Source organism: Acetitomaculum ruminis DSM 5522, assembly GCF_900112085.1.
Classification (GTDB): Bacteria; Bacillota; Clostridia; order Lachnospirales; family Lachnospiraceae; genus Acetitomaculum; species Acetitomaculum ruminis.
Map to the genome: position 1 here is coordinate 109076 of NZ_FOJY01000001.1, position 19505 is coordinate 128580.

A 19505-nucleotide genomic window follows, 5' to 3' on the forward strand; every position below is an offset into this window, starting at 1 on the left:
ATAAGCAAATGAAAGTCAAAAATTCTATCAATACTGTTAGTAGTAGAAAAACTCTAATTAATCTCTTATATTGTGACATACTTTGGATATGATTCCCATAGAGAATAATACTTATTTAGATTTATTTTTTTAAATGTTCTTATTCTGACATAATATCTGGTTTTAGATTTAAGTTTATCAATGGTAGCTTTGGAAGCTGTCTTATTTTTTATTACAAGAGTTTTAATATTTTTATTAAAATTTTTGCTGGTGGAATATTGTATTTCATAGCCTGAAACCATTGATTTTAAACAATTCCAGCTTATTGTAAGTTTTCCGGATTTAGCAGTTGCTTTTTTGATGCTTGTGGCAGGTGGCAAAATTTTAAAGGTTGCTTTTAGATTTCCGGAATAATTTCCTTTTAAAGTGGCTGTAACCGTAGCCTTTCCAACATTTACATTAGAAGAATATTTTAAAGTATACCAAGTAGATTTTAAAACTTTACCCTTTGAATCCTTTATTGTAACCTTTGGTTTTAAAGCTTTTTTGGTAAAAGTAATATCCCTGCTTGAAACTTGTATCTTATTGGCTTTGTAGATTATGGTTTTATTTAAAACCTTATTACATACTTTGCATTTTTCTAAAATATAACCATCCGTCTTAGTTGTGGCTTTTTTAATGATTTTTTTACAAATATGTGGTGTAACTTTTAAATCCCAGCTTCCCGTTGATAATCCTGTGGAAAAATTTCCCTGATTTTTCTTAGTATCATAAATAAAAGCCTGACAGTCATAGCAGGATGCTTTAATAACGATTTTTATCGATGAATTATTTACTAATGTAAATTTACTGTCTTTATTTATGTTTAGGATAATAGCATCTTTTCCTGTGTTTTTTAAGGATTTTGGGATATTTATATATTCTAAATAGTTGTTATTTATGGCTTCGTTAAAAATATTAAATACGCCATTGGGAATAGAGTAGCTTTCACCTTTTTTTTGGGAAGGATAGCAAATAAGAGTGCTCATATCTGCATTATACAAAATGGAATTGTCTGATTTTAAACCAACATTGTCTTCGGAAACTTCAATATTTTTAAGTTTTGGACAGTTTGCAAAGGGATTATTTTTTATGGTAAATGTTTCTAAAGTTGAATCTCCGTCAAAATAAACATTTTCAAGGGAAGTATTTTTGCTAAAAACCCCTTCACCTATTGACTCTAAATAGGCAGGAAGGTAAAGAACTGTAATATTTTGACATTGTGAAAAAGAATAATCCCCTAATTTTCTTAAGGCGAATGAGAATGAAAAATCAGAAAGATTAGTACAATTATAAAAGGCATAGTCGTTAATTGTATTTACCGATTTGTCAATTTCAATGGATTTTAGAAAAGTACAGTCTTTAAAGGCAGCTGCACCAATGTTTGTAACTGCTTTATTTACTATCAGGGTTTTTATATTTGAAATATATTTTTTCCAGGGACATGGATGATAATCATATGAAGCTTCGTTAATAAAATCCCACATTTTACCATTTCCGGATATTGTTAGAAGCCCATTATCAGTAAGCTCCCAGGTTAATTTATCTCCGCATTGTCCTGAATCTATTATGTTTGTTCCAGCTTTTACTCTTAAAAAATTAAATGACAAAAGCTGGAATAAAATAAATAAAAATGTCAAAGCTTTTATCAGACTGTTTTTTTTCTTCATTTTTTACATTAACCTTCCTTTTTATCCTGTATTTTATAGAAATCATATATATCCTGAATATTGATTTCTAATCTTTTAAAAGAATTATCCTTTTTACTGTAGCCTGTGCAGATACAGTTATTATACCTGTAGGTGCAGTAGCAGTGGGAACTGTTTTCGTCTAAGGTATTTATTTTTGTAAGTTTTGCTATTAGTCCTGAGCCTGAATACTTGGTACAGGCCTCTTTTCTTGTCCAGCATTTAAAAAATCTTTCGTTTTGTAAGTCATTAGAAACCTCGTTAATATAATCAAGTTCTTTTTCGTGAAAAACCTGTTCACAGACAATTAATGGTGCTTTTTTGATAATTTCTATATCCACACCAACATCATCTAAATCGCTGATTCCCAGTAATATATTTTTTTCACAATGGGAAAAATTAAAATGCAAATCATTATTATTTAAAATATAGGGTTTTTTATTTCTCTGACTGAAAAAAATTATTTCTTTAGGAGTAGTATTAAGTCTTTTTGAGATAATCATTCGACTTAATAAATCTGCATAAAGGCTTAAAACCTTATCTTTATCAAAATGATAGGAAAGAATGCGTTTTTTTCTTTCGTCACCTACAAAGGAAATAAGCTTTTCTTCTTTTTCTCCCCAGGTATTATCCGGAATAGTAAGATTGTATAATTCCATTTTTTGCTCCTGAAAATTCTAAAAATTTCTTTGTTAATAAATATAACATTTATCCTGCATATAATAAAGTAGGCAAATGCTATAAAAAAACAGGAACCGCAAAAATTCACGATTCCTGATTATATAATATTAGATATAAATGATTATTCAAATTTGTAATTGCTTACCACATTATCAAGATCTTCTGAAATCTCCAGCTGTTTAGCTGAAATATCATTAATATTGTTTACTTCTGAGGCGACAGTTTCAACATTATCAAGAATTGTTTTGCTGTCTTCAGCAGCAGATTGGGAAGCAGTTGCAATATTATTAATTGCATTGGATACCTGTTCCATAGTAGTTTTTAATTGTCCTGATATTTCTGCCAGGTAGGAAGCAAGTTCTTCAATGCTTGTTGCATCTTCTTCGTATTGAGTTGATACATCAATAAGAGATTTATAGTCTGGTGTAACATGCTCATTAATAAAATTAATAAGCTCACTGGAATCTTTAGAAAGTACACTAACTGATTCTCTTACCTTGGAAACTGTTCCTTGAATATTAGAAACGGTATCAGAGGTTTGATTGGCAAGATTTCCAATTTCGCTGGCAACTACTGCAAATCCCTTGCCGTTTTCCCCGGCTCTTGCAGCTTCTATTGAAGCATTCAAGGACAGGAGAGTGATTTGTTCAGCAATATCTGAAATTATAACTGCCATGGAATCAATATCATTTACGACCTTTGAATTGTCAATACTAGTCTCAAGCCTTTTTTGGAACTGTTCTGACAATTCCATTGCATTATTAAAGGATTCCACAGAAGATTCTCCAACTTTTTTAGCTCTGACTTTTATTTCCTTGGACATGGTCTCAGAATCTGAGGCCTTGTTGGATAATTGTCCAATGCTTGACTTAACCTCTGCAACAGAGGAAGTAAGCTGTTGTGTTGTGGCAGAATTATCCATCATTGCTGATGAGATAGTCTGTATGGCTTCTCTTATTTCGTTGAAGCTGCTGTCTAATTCATTAACGGCAGATTTTAAAATATTACAGTTTTCGCTGATAGTTTTTGAATTATCAGAAATTAAGCTCATTTCTTCTTTGTTTGAATCCAGCATTTCATTTAATGCATCTGTCATTTCGCCTACTTCGTTTCGACTCTTTATCTTTACCTTATCAATAGATAAATCTCCATTTGACATGGCTATAGACATATCCTTAACTATGGATATTGGTTTTGAAATGCTTTTAGCCTGCAGGTAAATTGATAATGATAAAAGCGCAATAGCAATAATACATACAATAATATTAACATTAATTTGTCTGTATGTATCTGCAAATAATTCTTGCTGAGGTATGCTTAACATTAATATCCACTGGTAATCGGTAAAACGTTTAAAGAATACAATTTGTTTAGCTCCATTTCTGGAGTTTCTAAAACTTCCGCTAAGATTATTTTCGTTTTCAATATATTCTGCATGTTCTTTTAATCCGTCTATATCTGCAATATTTACTGTCAAAATATCTTCTTTATCATCTGAACTTAACATAAAACCATCCCAGGATATTAATGTTGCATAACCACTCTCACCTATCTGGATTCCATCAATAATTTCCTGAATGAAACTCATATCAATATCAGTATTAACGGCACCTATAAAATTACCGTCATTATCAAGAATCGGGACAATATATGAAGTCATTAAAATTCCGATAGCGGTATCGGTATAGGTTTCTGTATAGGTAGGTTTTTTTGTCTCCTTGGCACTTTGATACCAGGAAGTTTGAGTATAATCATAATCTTCCCCCAAGTCGGTAAGTTCGATTTTTCCATCTTTTTCTGCAAGATAGTAGTATGGTTTTTCTACTTTTTTTGCGGCATCTGATTCAAGGAAAAATCCCAAAGCAACAATACCGTCATTATCTTTAATGGTTCTTTCCATACTTTCTATACAGGAGTTTATTTCTACACTATCATTGGATGACAGGATAACCCCAAGTAAATCAGCTGTTGCTGAAGTGGTGTTTTCAGCAGCATGCATTTTTGATGACAGTTTGGCTGACTCGGCTTGTAATTCTGCCATTACAGCTTGAGTTTCAAGTTTATCAGTATTTTGAATAGATAAATAGGTAGCTACGGAAACTAATACTATAAATCCCAATATTGTAATGGGGAGAACAGATAATAACAGTTGAAATAATATTTTCCCTCCAGTCTGTTTAGTTTTTTGGGGTTTTTCGCTTTTATTTTTGTTTTTAAACATCCTTATTTCATCCTTTCCCTTAAATATATAAATTAGGTATTGTTTTACCATTTAATAATCTATTGAACTTTAAATACCTTAACCATTTCTGTCATATGTGATGCCTGTCCGGAAAGTTCAACGCTGGATGCTGCTGTTTCTTCAGAAGCAGCGGTATTAGAACGAACCACATCAGAAATATTATGAATTTCATCCTGAATAGTAGTAGATGAGCTGGCCTGAGACGCAGTATCATCGGAAATTGTTCCAAATGCTTTGGAAATCTGTTCAGAATTTGCAACTACTTTATTTAGTATTTCGGCAGTATTATCTGCATAGCCTTTAGCCACATTTATGGATGCAATGCAGGTTTCTATCAATTCCGCAGTCTTTTTTGATTCTTCAGAACTTCTATATGCCAGTTCTCTGACTTCTTCTGCAACAACGGCAAATCCTTTACCGTTGGCACCTGCTCTTGCAGCTTCTACTGAGGCATTAAGAGAAAGAAGATTAGTCTGGAAGGCAATGTTATCTATGGCGCCTACGATAGCGGAAATATCATTAGACATTTTTTCTACTTCATTTACAGCATCAAGTAATAAATTCATATCTTCATTTCCTTCTCTGATAAGGTCATCTAATTGAGAAAGTTCTTTGCTTACCAATGTACAGTTTTCAGCATTACTGGTTATTCTGCTGACAATATCTTCTATATTTTCTTCTAAGGTGGCAATCGAAGAAGCCTGGGCAGTAGAGCCTGATGAGAGAGAAGATGCCGCCTGGGAAAGCTGACTTGAACCAATCTCAACCTCAGATGCTGCCGATTGTACTTCTTTTAATAAATTGCTTAATATTGATTTAACTGAATTTACAGACTTAGACAATTCATTGTATTCTCCCGGATATTCCTTCATATCCTCAACAGTTAAGTTTCTCTTTGAAATTTCTCCAAGTATTTTATTAACGTCACCTATAATACTTTTAAGAGTCTTGTGCATTTCCACAACAGTATTTTGCAGTAAGCCGACTTCACTTCGACTTTTACTCTTTTTTAGCTTAACATCAAATTCACCCATGGAAAGACTTGAAAGAATTTTAATGGAATCACTAACCGGTTTTAATTGAATTCTGATTATTACAAAAATTATAACAATGAATATAACAGTTAATATGCCTATTGTAGACAGAGCTGTAAGAGAAGCCTTAACTGTTTTGTTTCTTATCAGAGATTCGTCAAAAGTGGTACCTACAGTCCATCCCATGTCACCTACTGCTGCAAAAGAAACACTTTTTAATACCCCGTCGTAGTCAGTAAACTCAACAAAATTACCTTCTTCAAGATCCAGGTCAAAAATGTCAGTAAATATAGTATTTCCATCAGTTGTTGGAAGAAAATCTTCATTATAATGGGATACCACACTGTTATCAGAAGCCAAAAGGAAAGATTTTGTTGTAGGATCGGTATTAACACTTTCCATATATTCTGTCATGGATGATATAGTTATATCTGCCAGGATTACACATTCTCTGTTATTTATCTTAAAGGCCTTGCATATTGATATAACCATTTTTCCTGTAGTTGCATCTGTATATGGATCTGTTATAACAAAATCGTTTGTTTTAACTGCCTGTTTATACCATGGTCTTTCGGTTGGGACAATATCAGATTTTGAATTATCTGAAAGCAAAACAGTATTATTATCTCCAAAAGAACAGTAATACATAAGGGCATCAGGGTTGTTTTCAATCTGATTTGCCATATATTTTACAATTCCTTGAGAATCGTCAGAATTTACAGTCTGTAATGATGTAATCATAGTTTGAAGAAAAGTTTCCTGCTTGTTTACCCATCCATAAATGATTTCAGCATTTTTGTCTGCTGTGGAAATGGTATTATCCCTGGAATCTTCAAACACCTGATTTCTAAAGGTGTTCATATTAAACACCTCAGACAGTACCACCAGGATAATTATTACTAATCCCATTAAAATTGAAAGCTTCAAGCTAAGAGAACCTTTCGCTTTTATATTTCCTTTTTTAGAATTGGAATCTGACATCTTTGTTTACCTCCTTAAAACCTCTATTTTATATATTTTGTCAGTTGATTATTTTTCACGTTATTATTCTGAAAATTTTATCGGTTCAAATATCGTTTTTATAAAACAAAATTAGTAAAAAATAAATATATGACAAAAGTAATTGCTGTAATATTTTGTTATTGTTAACAAAAATACAGGTAAAAGATTTTAAAAATGTAATTAGTTAGATAAAAACACATTAAATATAAAAATGTCACAAAATCCAGTAAAATAAAGAAAAAATGGTAAAGAAACCTTCTAAAAAGTATTGACTTTTTTTTGCGTGATGGTTAGAATAGACTTACCGAAAGAAATGAGACGAAGTTTCATGAATACGGGAGGTGATATTTTTGTTTAAAACCACTGTGAATGTGGAAGGTATGCAATGTGGAATGTGTGAAGCTCATGTAAATGATGCTATTAGAAAAGCATTCCCTCAGGCGAAAAAAGTAAAGTCGTCATGCAAAAACAAAATAGCCACTTTTTTAACACCTTATGAGGTGAAAACCATTGATGTTAAAAGATGTATAGCTTCCAGCGGATATGATTTTATATCTTCCTCTACAGAAGCCCTTAAAGAAGAAAAAAAGTCATTTTTTTCGTTTTTTTTAGGGCGAAAGTTAGAATAATCTAACTGCTGTTTTAAAATATGATATAACAAACCTTTGTAATAATAAGATAAAGAGGTTTATTAATAAAGAAAAATGAAAAGGAGAAATTATGAGTATCAGAATCGCACTTATAGGAAATCCTAACTGCGGTAAGACCACCATGTTCAATGCTTTTACCGGAGCAAATCAATATGTTGGAAACTGGCCGGGAGTTACGGTAGAGAAAAAGGAAGGAAAATTAAAAGGTGACAAAGATGTAATAATCACTGACCTTCCGGGTATTTATTCATTGTCACCATATACTCTTGAGGAGGTTGTCAGCAGGGATTATCTCGTTGATGAAAAGCCGGATGCCATTATAAATCTGGTAGATGCTACAAACCTTGAGCGTAACCTTTATCTTACAACTCAGATTGCAGAACTTGGTATACCTATGGTTATTGCATTAAATCTTATTGATGTTTCAAAAAAACGAGGAGATGTAATTAACATAGAAAAACTTGGTCATGCAATTGGAGCTAAAATTGTTGAAACTTCTGCACTTAAAGAAGAGGGTCTTGATAAATTGGTTGCAGAAGCCGTTTCCCTTGCTAAAAAGGGGGGGAGTGTTACACCTGCCAAGGTTTTGGATCCTGTAATTGAAGATGCTATCAAAAAAGTTGATAAAATTCTTCCTGAGGATGTAGTAGATAGGACCATGCGCAGATGGTATGAAATAAAACTTCTTGAAAGAGATTCCAAAATTGCTGACAAAATTAAATTAACAGCAAGTGTTAAAAACAATATAGAAGATATTACAAAAGAATTGGAAAAAGATTTTGATAATGATGTTGAAAGCATTATTACAAACGCAAGATACGATTACATCGTAGATGTAATTAAGGGAACATTTAAAAGAGCAGGAGATAAGACTACTCTTTCAGATAAAATCGACAGCATTGTTACAAACCGTGTTTTAGGTATTCCGATTTTTGCCGGTATAATGTTTATAGTTTATTATATTGCAGTTTCAAGTATTGGAACTATCGTTACTGACTGGACGAATGATACTTTGTTTGGAGAGATTATTCAGCCAGGTGTTGAAGGATGGTTAAATGGCTTAGGCGCAAATGAGAATATTGTAGACCTCGTAGTAAACGGTATTATTGGAGGAGTTGGTTCAGTATTAGGATTTGTTCCTCAGATGGCAATTCTTTTCTTATTGCTTTCTATCCTTGAAGATATTGGATATATGGCAAGAGTTGCATTTATCATGGACCGTATCTTTAGACATTTTGGATTATCAGGAAAGTCATTTATTCCACTTCTTGTTTCTTCAGGATGCGGTGTTCCTGGTATCATGTCTACAAAAACCATTGAAAATGATAATGACAGAAGATTAACCATTATAACAGCAACTTATGTTCCTTGTGGCGCAAAACTTCCGGTTATTGCACTTTTTGCCGGTGTAATTGGAGCAAAAGCCGGAGCATGGTGGCTTGCACCTTTAATGTATTTCATTGGTGTTTTAGCCGTATTAATTACAGCTATTATTCTTAAAAAGACAAAACCTTTCCATGGAGAAGCAGCTCCTTTTGTAATGGAACTTCCACAGTACCATTTACCGGCACCAAAGACTATTTTGATGCATGTTTGGGAAAGACTTTGGGGATACATTAAGAAAGTTGGAACTGTACTTTGGATTGCCTGCATGGTAATGTGGTTCCTTTCAACCTACGGAATTGGCGATAATGGATTTGGAATGGTTGATACAGAGCAAAGCTTCATGGCGATTTTAGGTAACCTTTTGGCATGGATGTTTATCCCACTTGGCTTTGGAAACTGGCAGGCAGTTGCAGCTACTATTTCCGGATTTGTGGCAAAAGAATCAATTGTTTCAACAATGTCAATTCTTTCAATGGCAGGTCAGGATTTGATAGATGATGTTGAAACTTCAAAGGCTTTATGGGAAGGTGTTAGAAACACAATGTTCCCGACAGCCGGTACAGCAGGACTTGTAGCAGCATTTTCATTTTTAACCTTCAACTTGCTTAACTCACCTTGTCTTGCAGCTATTTCAACTCTTGCAAAAGAGATGAACAGCAAAAAATGGACATTTGGAGCTCTTGTGATTCAAAATATTAATGCTTACCTTATAACATTGATGATTTATCAGTTTACTATGCTTATTCTTTGTGGAAGCTTCGGTATTGGTACAATTGCAGCTGGAATTGTATTAGTAGGATATCTCTACGGAATATTCAGACCGGATCCATACAAAAATATGGTAAGAGCGACAAAGCGTTCTGTTGCATAAGTTAAAAAAGATTTTAAAGGATGTGAATTTCCATGACTAATGCAAACACTTTTAATTCCATGATAATTGTACTTTTGATGTTTATGTTTCTTTATTTTCTTGCACTTGGAGTATATGAAACAATAAAAATCATACAAAAAAGAAAATATCGTAAGGCATTAAAATCAGACGGTGTTGAATCTTCTTGTAATGATAAAGACAAAAACATCATGTAAAGTAAAATGGAGGTAAAAATTTATGATTGATATATTAATACTTTTTGTTTTAGCAATATTTGCCTTGATTTCTATCAGGAAAATCATGATAGATAAAAAGAATGGTTGTGCAGGTTGTGGGGGTTTATGTAGTAGTGGAAGTTGTCCTTCTTACAAGGTTCCTAAGGAGGTTAAGGATTTCCACAAAAAATATAAAGAATCTAATATTTAGTCGATATTATTCCTTATTATATATATTCAAAAGAAGGGCGGACTCCCATAAGAGTTCGCCTTTCTTTGTATGTAAATATATTTTTGCCTATACAGAATCAAAATGTAGTAAAAGGAATGTATTTTCGCTATATTGTGTTGGTTTACGCGCCAGGTTATTTTTAATATAATAATGTACTAGATTATGAGTTAAAAAAGGAGTGTAACAATGAATAAAAAATTTAATTACGGCTATGTAATGGTAGCATTAGCTTTTTTAATAGCTTTTATTGGAAACTATATGCAATATCAGATGACACCATTATCAGCTACTATTATTAAGCAGTATGGACTGACATCTGCGCAGTTTTCAAGTCTCTTTACTTCACCGATGATACCGGGAATATTATTCAGTCTTATTTCAGGTATTTTATGTGACAAATTTGGTGTTCGTATCTGCCTTGCTGCAACCAGTGTAATAGGTGCTGTTGCACTTATTTGCAGAGTATTTATCACATCATATTCCGGACTTATGGCAATTATGATAATTGCAGGTATCGGGGTAACTTTCTTAAATTCAAATATGGCAAAAATCTTAGGCGGATGGTTCAAGCCTGAAGATACCGGTAAAATGTTAGGTTATATCTTAGTTGGTTCATCTGTGGCTACAGGTATTGCTACAGGTACTACAGCACTTTTCCCAAGTGTTAAAGCAGCTTACACTTTTGCAGCTGTTTTATATGTAGTTATCGCTGCTTTATGGATAATATTTGCAAAAAATGGAAATCCGGAAATTTTAGAAGCTCAAAAGAAAGCTGAAAAGACTTCTGTACTTGCTGACCTTAAGATAGTAATGGGAAATGTTAATGTATGGAAAGTTGGTATTTGTAATATGTTCTTAATGGGAGCATTGGTTACAATAAGTTCATTTTTACCACTTGCTTTACAAAATGAAAAGGGAATGAGCGTTGCTTCATCAGGTCTTATTACTTCAATTATTCTTTTTTCAGGAGTTTTAGGTATGATTTTAGGACCTATCGTGGCAGATAAAATCGGAAACTTCAAAATTCTTGTTTTTGTTGCTGAAACTATCGCAGCAGTAGGTTGTGCATTTGCATGGCTTTTACCTGTTGGACCTCTTATGTATGTTGCAATGTGTATAACTGGTTGTTGTATTAATGCTGCTTTACCGGTAATTACATCTATTCCTATTCAGTTAGATGGAATCGGTCCTAAATATGCCGGAACAGCTGGTGGTGTAGTTGCTACCATACAGCTTCTTGGATGTGTTGTAATTCCTACATATGTTATTGCTAATATTGCCGGTTCAAATTATTCACTTATTTTAATGTTAGGCGGTGTTAGTGCATTGATTTCAGCACTTGCTGTATTTACATTACCTAGATTAAAAAGAAACTAGAATTTAAAATTTAAATAAAAGGCAGAATTGTATATTTATGATTCTGTCTTTTTTATTGTTAAAGCAAATATTGATTCAGGTAAAAATTTTTAAGGACACAGAAAATTCAGACATATTTTTTACAATGATGCTATAATTAAAATCAGAAAGCTATGTTTGGAAAGGATGGTTATAATGCTTAGACTAAAAATACTTGTAGTGGATGATGAGGCAAGAATGAGAAAACTTGTAAAGGATTTTTTTGTTAAAAAAAATTATAATGTTTTAGAGGCCTCAGATGGTGTCGAAGCTTTAGATATATTTTTTGAAAATCAGGACATTGCTCTGGTTTTACTTGATGTGATGATGCCAAGAATGGATGGCTGGCAGGCTTGCCGTGAAATAAGGCAGTACTCAAAAGTACCTATTATAATGCTGACTGCAAGAGGTGAAGAGCAGGATGAGCTTTTAGGTTTTGAATTAGGAGTAGATGAGTATATTTCAAAACCTTTTAGTCCTAAGATTTTGGTTGCAAGGGCAGAGGCTCTTTTAAAAAGAAGTAATATGATTACTGAAGAAAATGCCCTTTTGACGGCGGGCAGTATTGAATTAGACAAAACAGCCCATGAAGTCAAAGTAGACGGAAAAAGAATTGAGCTTAGCTATAAGGAATTTGAATTATTGGCATATTTTATGGAAAATTCAGGTATAGCCCTTTCAAGGGAGGTTATTTTAAATAATGTATGGAATTTTGATTACTACGGAGATGCCAGAACCATAGATACTCATGTTAAAAAGCTAAGAAACAAACTTGGTGAACGAGGAAATTATATTAAAACTATATGGGGAATGGGGTATAAATTTGAAGCAGAATAATTTAAAGGAAAAGATATACAGGTATGCTCATTCTATAAAGGTTCAAATGGTTCTTTCTTTTATGGTGATACTGTTTTTTGCCATTATTTTATGCACTGTTGTAAACAGTGCTTTTTTGGAAAAATATTACATTTATGTTAAGGAGGATAAACTGGTTTCTTCCTATGAAAAGGTAGTTCGTATAGTAAGTAATGGAGATATTTCGGATTCTGAATACGATGATGATGTAGATGAGATATGCACCAGTGGAAATCTGTCAATGCTTGTTGTATCTTCTTCTATGAATGTCATAAGAACTTCTGCTGCCAATACAAAATCATTAATAGGGCAGTTTACCTATACCCTAAAAGCTTATTATGCCAATGGTCAATCAGATAAGGAATATTTTGTGGCAAAGATAAAGGATGCAAATTCCGGAGTGGAGTATCTTATATTGTTTTCAACCATTTCCGAAGATACTTATCTGTTTTTAAGTTCACCGATACAAAGTATTAGAGAAAGTGTGCAGCTTTCCAATAAATTTCTTAAATACACTTGTCTTGTAGCACTTATATTATCAGGTATCCTGATTATAATAATTTCAAGAAAAATTACAACGCCTATACTGGAGATAACTGAGATTTCAAAGCGTATGACAAAGTTGGATTTTGAGGCAAAGTACACCTCCGGAGGAAAAAACGAAATTAGTATTCTTGGAGAAAATATTAATAAATTATCAGAAACTCTGGAAACCACAATCTCGGAATTAAAAACTGCAAATAACGAGCTTGAAAGAGACATTGAGAAGAAGGAAAAAATTGATTCCATGAGAAAGGAATTTTTATCAAATGTTTCCCATGAATTAAAGACTCCTATAGCTTTAATTCAAGGCTATGCCGAAGGTCTTAAGGAATGTGTTAACAACGACGATGAAAGCAAAGACTTTTATTGTGATGTAATTATGGACGAGGCCGGAAAGATGAATAACATGGTTAGAAAGCTTTTGACCTTAAACCAGTTGGAATTCGGAAATGATGTAGTTTCAATGGAACGCTTTGATATAATTGAGTTAATAAAAGGCGTGATTATGTCGACAGAAATATTAAGAAGAGATAATGGTATAGAATTAATATTTAATGAAAAAGAGCCGATATATGTTTGGGCAGATGAATTTAAAACTGAAGAAGTTGTGACAAACTTTTTGAGTAATGCCATAAATCATGCAAAATATCAAAAGGTCATAGAAATCAAAGCTATTGTAAAAGAGGATGGCGTGAGGATTTCCGTGTTCAATACGGGGGATAATATTCCAAAAGAAGACTTGGATAGAATATGGGATAAATTTTATAAGGTTGATAAAGCCCGTACCAGGGAATACGGTGGAAGCGGCATTGGTCTTTCCATAGTTAAAGCGATAATGGATTCTTTTCATAAGGATTTTGGCGTGATTAACTATGAAAACGGAGTAGAGTTTTACTTTGAGTTAGATTGCAGTGTTTAGTTTTATATGCTTTTTTCCATTTTTTTTACAAAATGATTTTGCCTTTAAAGTTTGGGAGACGATAAAATGAAAAAAATATGTTTGGCGATATGTCTTTTAGTTATTGTTTCATTAACGGGATGTGGTCCCTTTGGAGAATTAACTGAATTGACAGAAGATGAGGAACAGGCTATTGTTACTTATTGTTCTGACACTGTTTTAAAGCATACAAGATCTAATAAGGCTGTTATTTATGGTAGAGATACTATTGCAGCCTATGTTGCAAAAAAGAATGCTTTAGAGGAGTCAAAAAAACTTAGAGAAGAAAAGCTGAACAATAAAAAAGAAGAGGATGTCAGTCCTGATGAATCATCAGAAAAGGATTCAGGTTCAAAGGGTGATAACACAAAAGACAATACCGATAAAGATAAGGAAGAAAAAACAAATAAACTGGAAGAAATATTAGGATTATCTAATATTGAAATAAAATATAATGAATATGAAGTTGCTGATTCTTATACTTCAGAAGTCTTTACTCTTAACCCGAGTGAAGGAACGCTTTTGGTAATACTTAAGTTTACATTGGCAAATAATACTGCTGATGATATTGCTGTAAACCTGGCATCAAAACAGGCATCGTATAATTTAACGGTAAATGGAAATATCACAAAAGATGCGCTATTAAGTATCCTACCAAATGACCTAATAACCTTTAATACAACTATTTCGGCTAATGCAACATCAGCCGGAGAACTGGTATTTGAAATACCGGAGGATACAGCAAAAGCTATTAAGGATATATCGTTATCAGTAAGCGTAAATGGAAAGAGTAGCAAGGTCAAATTAGATTAAATGTTGCATATTATTATGTTTAACTTACTTCAAGGAGGATGGTACGATGGATACTAATATATTATTGGAGAATGGTACTAATGAGTTAGAGGTACTGGAATTTACACTAGGAGAAAATCATTATGGAATTAATGTTGCAAAAATAAGAGAAATACTTTCTTATCATCCTGTAACACCGGTTCCAAATGCAGACCCTTGCATAGAAGGAATATTCATGCCAAGGGAAACTATGATTTCTGTTATTAACTTAAAAAGATGTATAGGACTTGAGGAAGATGAATCCGAAGGTTTGTTTATTATTACTAATTTTAATAAATTAAATATTGCATTTCATGTAGACACTGTTATTGGAATTCACAGAGTATCCTGGGCAGAGATTATTGAGCCGGATGCCACTATTAATAATGCCGGAGCAGGTGTTTCAACAGGTGTAATAAAAATCAATGATAAACTTATTGTTATTCTTGATTTTGAAAAAATTGTTACAGATATTTCACCTGAAACCGGACTTAAAGTTACGGATATGGATAATCTTCCTACGGACAGAGAGCCAAGAGACAGAAGTAAGTCACCTATTATTATTGCAGAGGATTCACCGCTTCTTAGTAAACTTATTACAGATTGTATCAAAAAGGCCGGCTATACCAATATCATTGTTAAACCAAACGGTCAGGAAGCCTGGGATACATTATGTGACTTCAGGGATGAAGGAACATTGGATGAAAAAGTTCATCTTATTATAACTGATATTGAGATGCCTATTATGGATGGTCACAGACTTACAAAACTTTGTAAAGAAGATGATGATATTAAGCATATTCCATTGGTAATTTTCTCATCTTTAGTTAATGATGAGATGAGACGAAAGGGTGAGCAATTAGGTGCAGATGCTCAGCTGACAAAACCGGAAATCGGTAAATTGGTTGATGCTATAGATGAGCTTATAGAGAAAAAAGAAAGAGAAAAAGCAGAAAGATAGATGGCAGGTGTCAAAAATAAAAAAATAGGGAGGTGAGCTTTTGGCAGACGATACAGAAAAATATCTGGACGATCTTTTGTCAGACTTAGGTGATGGCGCAGATGACAGTTTGGATAATATCTTTGGCGACAAGGCTTCTGAAGATGAGTTTCTAAAAGAATTTGAAGCCTCAATAGATGAAGAGGATTTAGAAGATGACTCTTTTGCCAATGATGATTTAGACTCTCTTGTGTCAGATTTAGGACTGGATGAAGATGTTCCGGAATTAGAAGATGATTTATCGGCAAAAGCTTCTGAAGATTTTGATGAACCTGCTGATGTAATAGAAAAAGGACCTGAATTGGATATTCCACCTGTGGAAGATGAATTGACCGATTCTATTGAGCCTTTACCGGGGCTTGATGAGGGAATGCTGGGAGAAGGAGATTTGTTTTCAGACATTATGGATGATGAACCTATTCCGGATGATCTTCCTTCTGAAGAAGCGGATTTGGGAGATTCTGATATTTCAGGGGGAGAAGACCTGACGTCAAGTGATTTAGAGCTTCCTTTAGAGGACATGGAAAGCGACGACCTGTCTGATGCAGGAAGTCTGGAAGACTTGCTGGGGGATTCTATGGACATATCTTTAGATGATTCAGATTCTGATGTAGCAACTGCTGCTGAAGAGATAGAAGTTACAGATGACTTATCAGATAAAAGCGTAACAGATTTGCTTGAAGATATGGGGGATGGAGAATTGTCAGATATGTTAAAAAATGATGAGAATGATATTCCCATTACAGATATGGAAGAAAGTGATCTTAGCTTATTTGAAGGCTTAGACAGGGATTTGGACGGAGATCTTAAAGGTGAAGATATTGGTCCGGTTAATCTGGAATTAGGAGTCGGACAGACAGATGAACTGCCTGATTTAGATGAAGTTGCAGCGTCAGACGGAGAGGCAGCTTCAGATTCTAAAGATGATGAAGAACCTAAAGGACTTCTTGCAAAAATTCTTTCTATATTTAAAAAGAAAGATGATGGCGAAGGAGAAGGGGATAAAAAAGGTAAAAAAGAAAAGCCTAAAAAAGAAAAGAAAGAGAAGCCTAAAAAGGAAAAGAAAGATAAAAAAGACAAAAAGGATAAAAAAGAGAAAAAGGAGAAGAAAGAAAAGCCTAAAAAAGAGAAAAAACCAAAGAAGGAAAAGCCAAAGAAGCCGGAAGAGCCAGAAGAAATTCTTCCACCTATTCCTAAGATAAAAATCTTTTTGGTAGTAGTTTTAGGCGCTTCCCTTACAGGTCTCTTTCTGTTTTGTATGAATATGTTCGGATATATGTTTAAGATTTCCCAGACAAAAGCATATTATGAACAGCAAAAATATACACAAGCCTTAGCAAGACTTGGCGGTGAAGAAGTAAAAGAGGAGGACCAGGAGTTATATGATAGAATCAGACTGATGGCTCTTATTACCAGAGAATATGATTCATATAAATCCTACAAGAAAGTTAAACTCCACGCTGAAGCTTTAGATGCCGCATTAAGAGTTGTAAAAAGATACGACAAATACTATGAGGATGCAAAGAAGCTGGGACTTTCGAGTAATTATGCAGAATTATTAAAAACAATTGAAACTTGCCTTTTAGACGATTATAATGTTTCTATAGATAAAGCAAGAGAGATTTTAGCTATTGAAGATATGGAAGATTATTCAGTAGAAGTTTATAAAATTTCAGATGCTATCTATGGAAAAGATGAAGATTGATTTAAAAGGATGAGAAAGATGATAGCAATAATTGATTATGATGCAGGAAACATTAAAAGCGTTGAGAAAGCTATTGAGTTTTTAGGAAAGGAAGCAATAGTAACTAAAGACGAAAAAGAAATATTAAAAGCTGACAAGATTATACTCCCAGGGGTGGGTTCCTTTGGGGATGCCATGGGAAAACTTAAGGAGTATGAACTTGACAGCATCATAAAAGAAGCTGTGAACCAGGATATACCTTTTTTAGGTATATGCCTTGGCTTGCAGCTTTTGTTTGCCTCTAGTGATGAATCTAAAGGTATTGAGGGACTTGGTCTTTTAAAAGGCAGAATTAAAGCTATTCCGGCAAGGGATGATTTAAAAATTCCTCATATAGGATGGAATTCTTTAGAACTTTCTAATGATGGAAAATTGTTTAAAGGAATTGATAACGAATCCTATGTTTATTTCGTTCATTCATTTTATCTTAAGGCAGAGGATGAAGCAATAGTAAAAGCATCTACGGAATATGGAGTAAAAATACATGCATCGGTAGAAAAAGATAATATTTTTGCCTGCCAATTTCACCCGGAAAAAAGCGGACAGGTAGGATTAAATATTTTGAAGAATTTCATTGAATTAAAATAAAATATTTAAAAAGACAAATATGAGGAGAGAAGAAATATGCATACAAAAAGAATAATTCCATGCCTTGATGTAAACGATGGACGTGTGGTAAAGGGAATAAATTTTGTTAATTTAAAAGATGCAGGTGATCCTGTTGAAGTTGCAGCTGCTTATGATAAAGCCGGAGCAGATGAGCTTGTTTTTTTGGATATAACAGCATCGAGTGATAAAAGATCTACAGTGGCAGAACTTGTCCGAGCAGTGGCAAAACAGGTATTTATACCATTTACAGTAGGTGGTGGTATCAGGACAGTTGAAGATTTTAAAACGATTTTAAGAGAAGGAGCAGACAAAATATCCATAAATTCTGCAGCTATTAACAGACCGGAACTTATAGCTGAAGCTGCTGATAAATTTGGCAGTCAATGTGTAGTTGTAGCTATTGATGCCAAAAGAAGAGCAGATGGCTCAGGCTGGAATATATATAAAAACGGTGGAAGGATAGATGTTGGAATAGATGCTCTGGAATGGGCAAAAAAGGTAACTGATTTAGGGGCTGGTGAAATACTTTTAACCAGCATGGACTGTGATGGTACCAAAGCCGGATATGATATTGAACTTACAAAAGCTGTTTCAGAATTGGTATCAGTTCCAGTTATTGCATCAGGAGGAGCAGGAAATTGTCAGCATTTTTATGACGCCTTAATCACTGGAAAAGCAGATGCCGCACTTGCAGCATCCTTGTTTCATTACAAAGAACTGGAAATAAAGGAAGTGAAAAAATATCTTAAAGACAGGAATGTGTCTGTAAGGTTTTAATTTGTATATAAAAATTTGAAAAGAGGAAAAATATAATGGAAAAAACTTCAAATGATTGGTTTTCTCAAATCAGTGAAGAATTTAATAAACCCTATTATCAAAAACTTTATTCATTTGTTAAGGAAGAATATGCCACGCAGGTTATCTATCCTCCTGCAAATGAAGTATTTTCAGCCTTGGAGCTGACAAAGCCGGAAGATGTAAAGGTGGTTATATTGGGGCAAGATCCCTATCATAATGAAAATCAGGCTCATGGTCTAAGCTTTTCTGTTAAACCTGGGCAGGATATTCCACCATCTTTGAAAAACATTTATAAAGAATTACATGAGGAATTGGGCTGTTATATACCAAATAACGGTTATCTTGTAAAGTGGGCCAAACAAGGGGTTTTGTTATTAAATACAGTATTGACGGTAAGGGCTCATCTGGCAAATTCTCATCAGCACAAAGGCTGGGAGGAATTCACAGATGCAATTATTGAAAAAGTAAATCAGCAAGACAGAAGTCTGGTATATATGCTTTGGGGAAGCCCTGCCAGAAAAAAAGCTGCTATGTTAAATAATCCAAAACATTTGGTTTTAGAAGCATCACATCCCAGTCCATTGTCTGCCCACAGAGGCTTTTTTGGTTGTGGTCATTTTGCAAAAGCTAATGAATTTTTAAAAGAAAATGGCATTGAACCAATAGATTGGCAGATAGAAAATATATAAAAAATTACAATAATATGTAAGCGATTTTATAAGATTTCCTGAAATACAATAATAATATAAGGAATTATTGATACAATTAGTACAA

At 33.6% G+C, this 19505-nt stretch carries 17 protein-coding genes; 13 read left to right on the top strand and 4 right to left on the bottom strand.

The window, feature by feature from the left end; translation table 11 throughout:
• Positions 1–65 precede the first annotated feature (65 nt).
• From BM153_RS00480 to BM153_RS00495, 4 genes are all read right to left on the bottom strand, one after another.
• Positions 66–1688 carry a leucine-rich repeat protein gene (locus BM153_RS00480; RefSeq protein ID WP_092869817.1) on the bottom strand — a complete coding sequence of 541 codons (1623 nt, stop codon included), beginning with the start codon at positions 1686–1688 and terminating at the stop codon, positions 66–68.
• Positions 1689–1696: 8 nt separating this feature from the next.
• Complete coding sequence (locus BM153_RS00485; protein ID WP_092869818.1) at positions 1697–2365, bottom strand: 4'-phosphopantetheinyl transferase family protein; 669 nt, start codon at positions 2363–2365, stop codon at positions 1697–1699.
• A 143-nt stretch (positions 2366–2508) separates the two neighbouring features.
• Positions 2509–4608, bottom strand: coding sequence for a methyl-accepting chemotaxis protein (locus tag BM153_RS00490; protein WP_177205517.1), 2100 nt, complete (start codon positions 4606–4608; stop codon positions 2509–2511).
• 59 nt (positions 4609–4667) lie between these two features.
• Positions 4668–6644, bottom strand: coding sequence for a methyl-accepting chemotaxis protein (locus BM153_RS00495; protein WP_092869820.1), 1977 nt, complete (start codon positions 6642–6644; stop codon positions 4668–4670).
• A 371-nt stretch (positions 6645–7015) separates the two neighbouring features.
• Here BM153_RS00495 and BM153_RS00500 point away from each other — a divergent pair, with 371 nt between their 5' ends.
• The 13 genes from BM153_RS00500 (at position 7016) to ung (ending at position 19420) form a co-directional block, all read left to right on the top strand.
• Positions 7016–7294, top strand: coding sequence for a heavy-metal-associated domain-containing protein (locus BM153_RS00500; protein WP_092869821.1), 279 nt, complete (start codon positions 7016–7018; stop codon positions 7292–7294).
• Positions 7295–7385: 91 nt separating this feature from the next.
• Entirely contained in the window at positions 7386–9572 is a 2187-nt protein-coding gene (feoB, locus tag BM153_RS00505; RefSeq protein WP_092869822.1) for a ferrous iron transport protein B, read from the top strand.
• Between the two features lie 32 nt (positions 9573–9604).
• Positions 9605–9787, top strand: a complete 183-nt coding sequence (locus BM153_RS00510) for a hypothetical protein (RefSeq protein WP_092869823.1) — start codon at positions 9605–9607, stop codon at positions 9785–9787.
• A gap of 22 nt (positions 9788–9809) precedes the next feature.
• Positions 9810–9998: a FeoB-associated Cys-rich membrane protein gene (locus BM153_RS00515; RefSeq protein WP_092869824.1), complete on the top strand. Its 189-nt coding sequence runs from the start codon at positions 9810–9812 to the stop codon at positions 9996–9998.
• A gap of 207 nt (positions 9999–10205) precedes the next feature.
• Entirely contained in the window at positions 10206–11396 is a 1191-nt protein-coding gene (locus BM153_RS00520; protein ID WP_092869825.1) for an MFS transporter, read from the top strand.
• A gap of 174 nt (positions 11397–11570) precedes the next feature.
• The gene (locus BM153_RS00525; RefSeq protein ID WP_092869826.1) at positions 11571–12251 is read left to right on the top strand and encodes a response regulator transcription factor; all 681 of its coding nucleotides are present in this window, start codon (positions 11571–11573) and stop codon (positions 12249–12251) included.
• Positions 12238–13731, top strand: coding sequence for a HAMP domain-containing sensor histidine kinase (locus BM153_RS00530; RefSeq protein ID WP_330391943.1), 1494 nt, complete (start codon positions 12238–12240; stop codon positions 13729–13731). Before BM153_RS00525 ends, BM153_RS00530 begins: the two co-directional genes overlap by 14 nt.
• A gap of 66 nt (positions 13732–13797) precedes the next feature.
• Positions 13798–14562, top strand: a complete 765-nt coding sequence (locus BM153_RS00535; RefSeq protein WP_092869827.1) for a DUF4352 domain-containing protein — start codon at positions 13798–13800, stop codon at positions 14560–14562.
• A gap of 46 nt (positions 14563–14608) precedes the next feature.
• The gene (locus BM153_RS00540) at positions 14609–15541 is read left to right on the top strand and encodes a chemotaxis protein (protein ID WP_092869828.1); all 933 of its coding nucleotides are present in this window, start codon (positions 14609–14611) and stop codon (positions 15539–15541) included.
• A gap of 40 nt (positions 15542–15581) precedes the next feature.
• Positions 15582–17285 (top strand): hypothetical protein, encoded by a 1704-nt coding sequence (locus tag BM153_RS13460; protein ID WP_143088252.1) that lies wholly within the window; start codon positions 15582–15584, stop codon positions 17283–17285.
• Between the two features lie 18 nt (positions 17286–17303).
• Positions 17304–17912 (top strand): imidazole glycerol phosphate synthase subunit HisH, encoded by a 609-nt coding sequence (gene hisH / locus BM153_RS00550; protein ID WP_092869829.1) that lies wholly within the window; start codon positions 17304–17306, stop codon positions 17910–17912.
• 36 nt (positions 17913–17948) lie between these two features.
• Positions 17949–18710, top strand: a complete 762-nt coding sequence (gene hisF / locus BM153_RS00555) for an imidazole glycerol phosphate synthase subunit HisF (RefSeq protein WP_092869830.1) — start codon at positions 17949–17951, stop codon at positions 18708–18710.
• A 35-nt stretch (positions 18711–18745) separates the two neighbouring features.
• Positions 18746–19420, top strand: a complete 675-nt coding sequence (gene ung / locus BM153_RS00560; RefSeq protein WP_092869831.1) for a uracil-DNA glycosylase — start codon at positions 18746–18748, stop codon at positions 19418–19420.
• The last annotated feature ends 85 nt before the right edge of the window (positions 19421–19505 follow it).

Excerpts from the sequence above, each read along its gene's own strand:
- BM153_RS00515 (WP_092869824.1), top strand. The coding sequence starts at position 9,810 with ATGATTGATATATTAATACTTTTTGTTTTAGCAATATTTGCCTTGATT.
- hisF (WP_092869830.1), top strand. The coding sequence starts at position 17,949 with ATGCATACAAAAAGAATAATTCCATGCCTTGATGTAAACGATGGACGT.
- BM153_RS00535 (WP_092869827.1), top strand. The coding sequence starts at position 13,798 with ATGAAAAAAATATGTTTGGCGATATGTCTTTTAGTTATTGTTTCATTA.
- BM153_RS00540 (WP_092869828.1), top strand. The coding sequence starts at position 14,609 with ATGGATACTAATATATTATTGGAGAATGGTACTAATGAGTTAGAGGTA.
- BM153_RS00485 (WP_092869818.1), bottom strand. The coding sequence starts at position 2,365 with ATGGAATTATACAATCTTACTATTCCGGATAATACCTGGGGAGAAAAA.
- BM153_RS00520 (WP_092869825.1), top strand. The coding sequence starts at position 10,206 with ATGAATAAAAAATTTAATTACGGCTATGTAATGGTAGCATTAGCTTTT.
- BM153_RS00480 (WP_092869817.1), bottom strand. The coding sequence starts at position 1,688 with ATGAAGAAAAAAAACAGTCTGATAAAAGCTTTGACATTTTTATTTATT.
- BM153_RS00510 (WP_092869823.1), top strand. The coding sequence starts at position 9,605 with ATGACTAATGCAAACACTTTTAATTCCATGATAATTGTACTTTTGATG.
- BM153_RS00490 (WP_177205517.1), bottom strand. The coding sequence starts at position 4,608 with ATGTTTAAAAACAAAAATAAAAGCGAAAAACCCCAAAAAACTAAACAG.
- hisH (WP_092869829.1), top strand. The coding sequence starts at position 17,304 with ATGATAGCAATAATTGATTATGATGCAGGAAACATTAAAAGCGTTGAG.
- BM153_RS00495 (WP_092869820.1), bottom strand. The coding sequence starts at position 6,644 with ATGTCAGATTCCAATTCTAAAAAAGGAAATATAAAAGCGAAAGGTTCT.
- ung (WP_092869831.1), top strand. The coding sequence starts at position 18,746 with ATGGAAAAAACTTCAAATGATTGGTTTTCTCAAATCAGTGAAGAATTT.
- BM153_RS00525 (WP_092869826.1), top strand. The coding sequence starts at position 11,571 with ATGCTTAGACTAAAAATACTTGTAGTGGATGATGAGGCAAGAATGAGA.
- feoB (WP_092869822.1), top strand. The coding sequence starts at position 7,386 with ATGAGTATCAGAATCGCACTTATAGGAAATCCTAACTGCGGTAAGACC.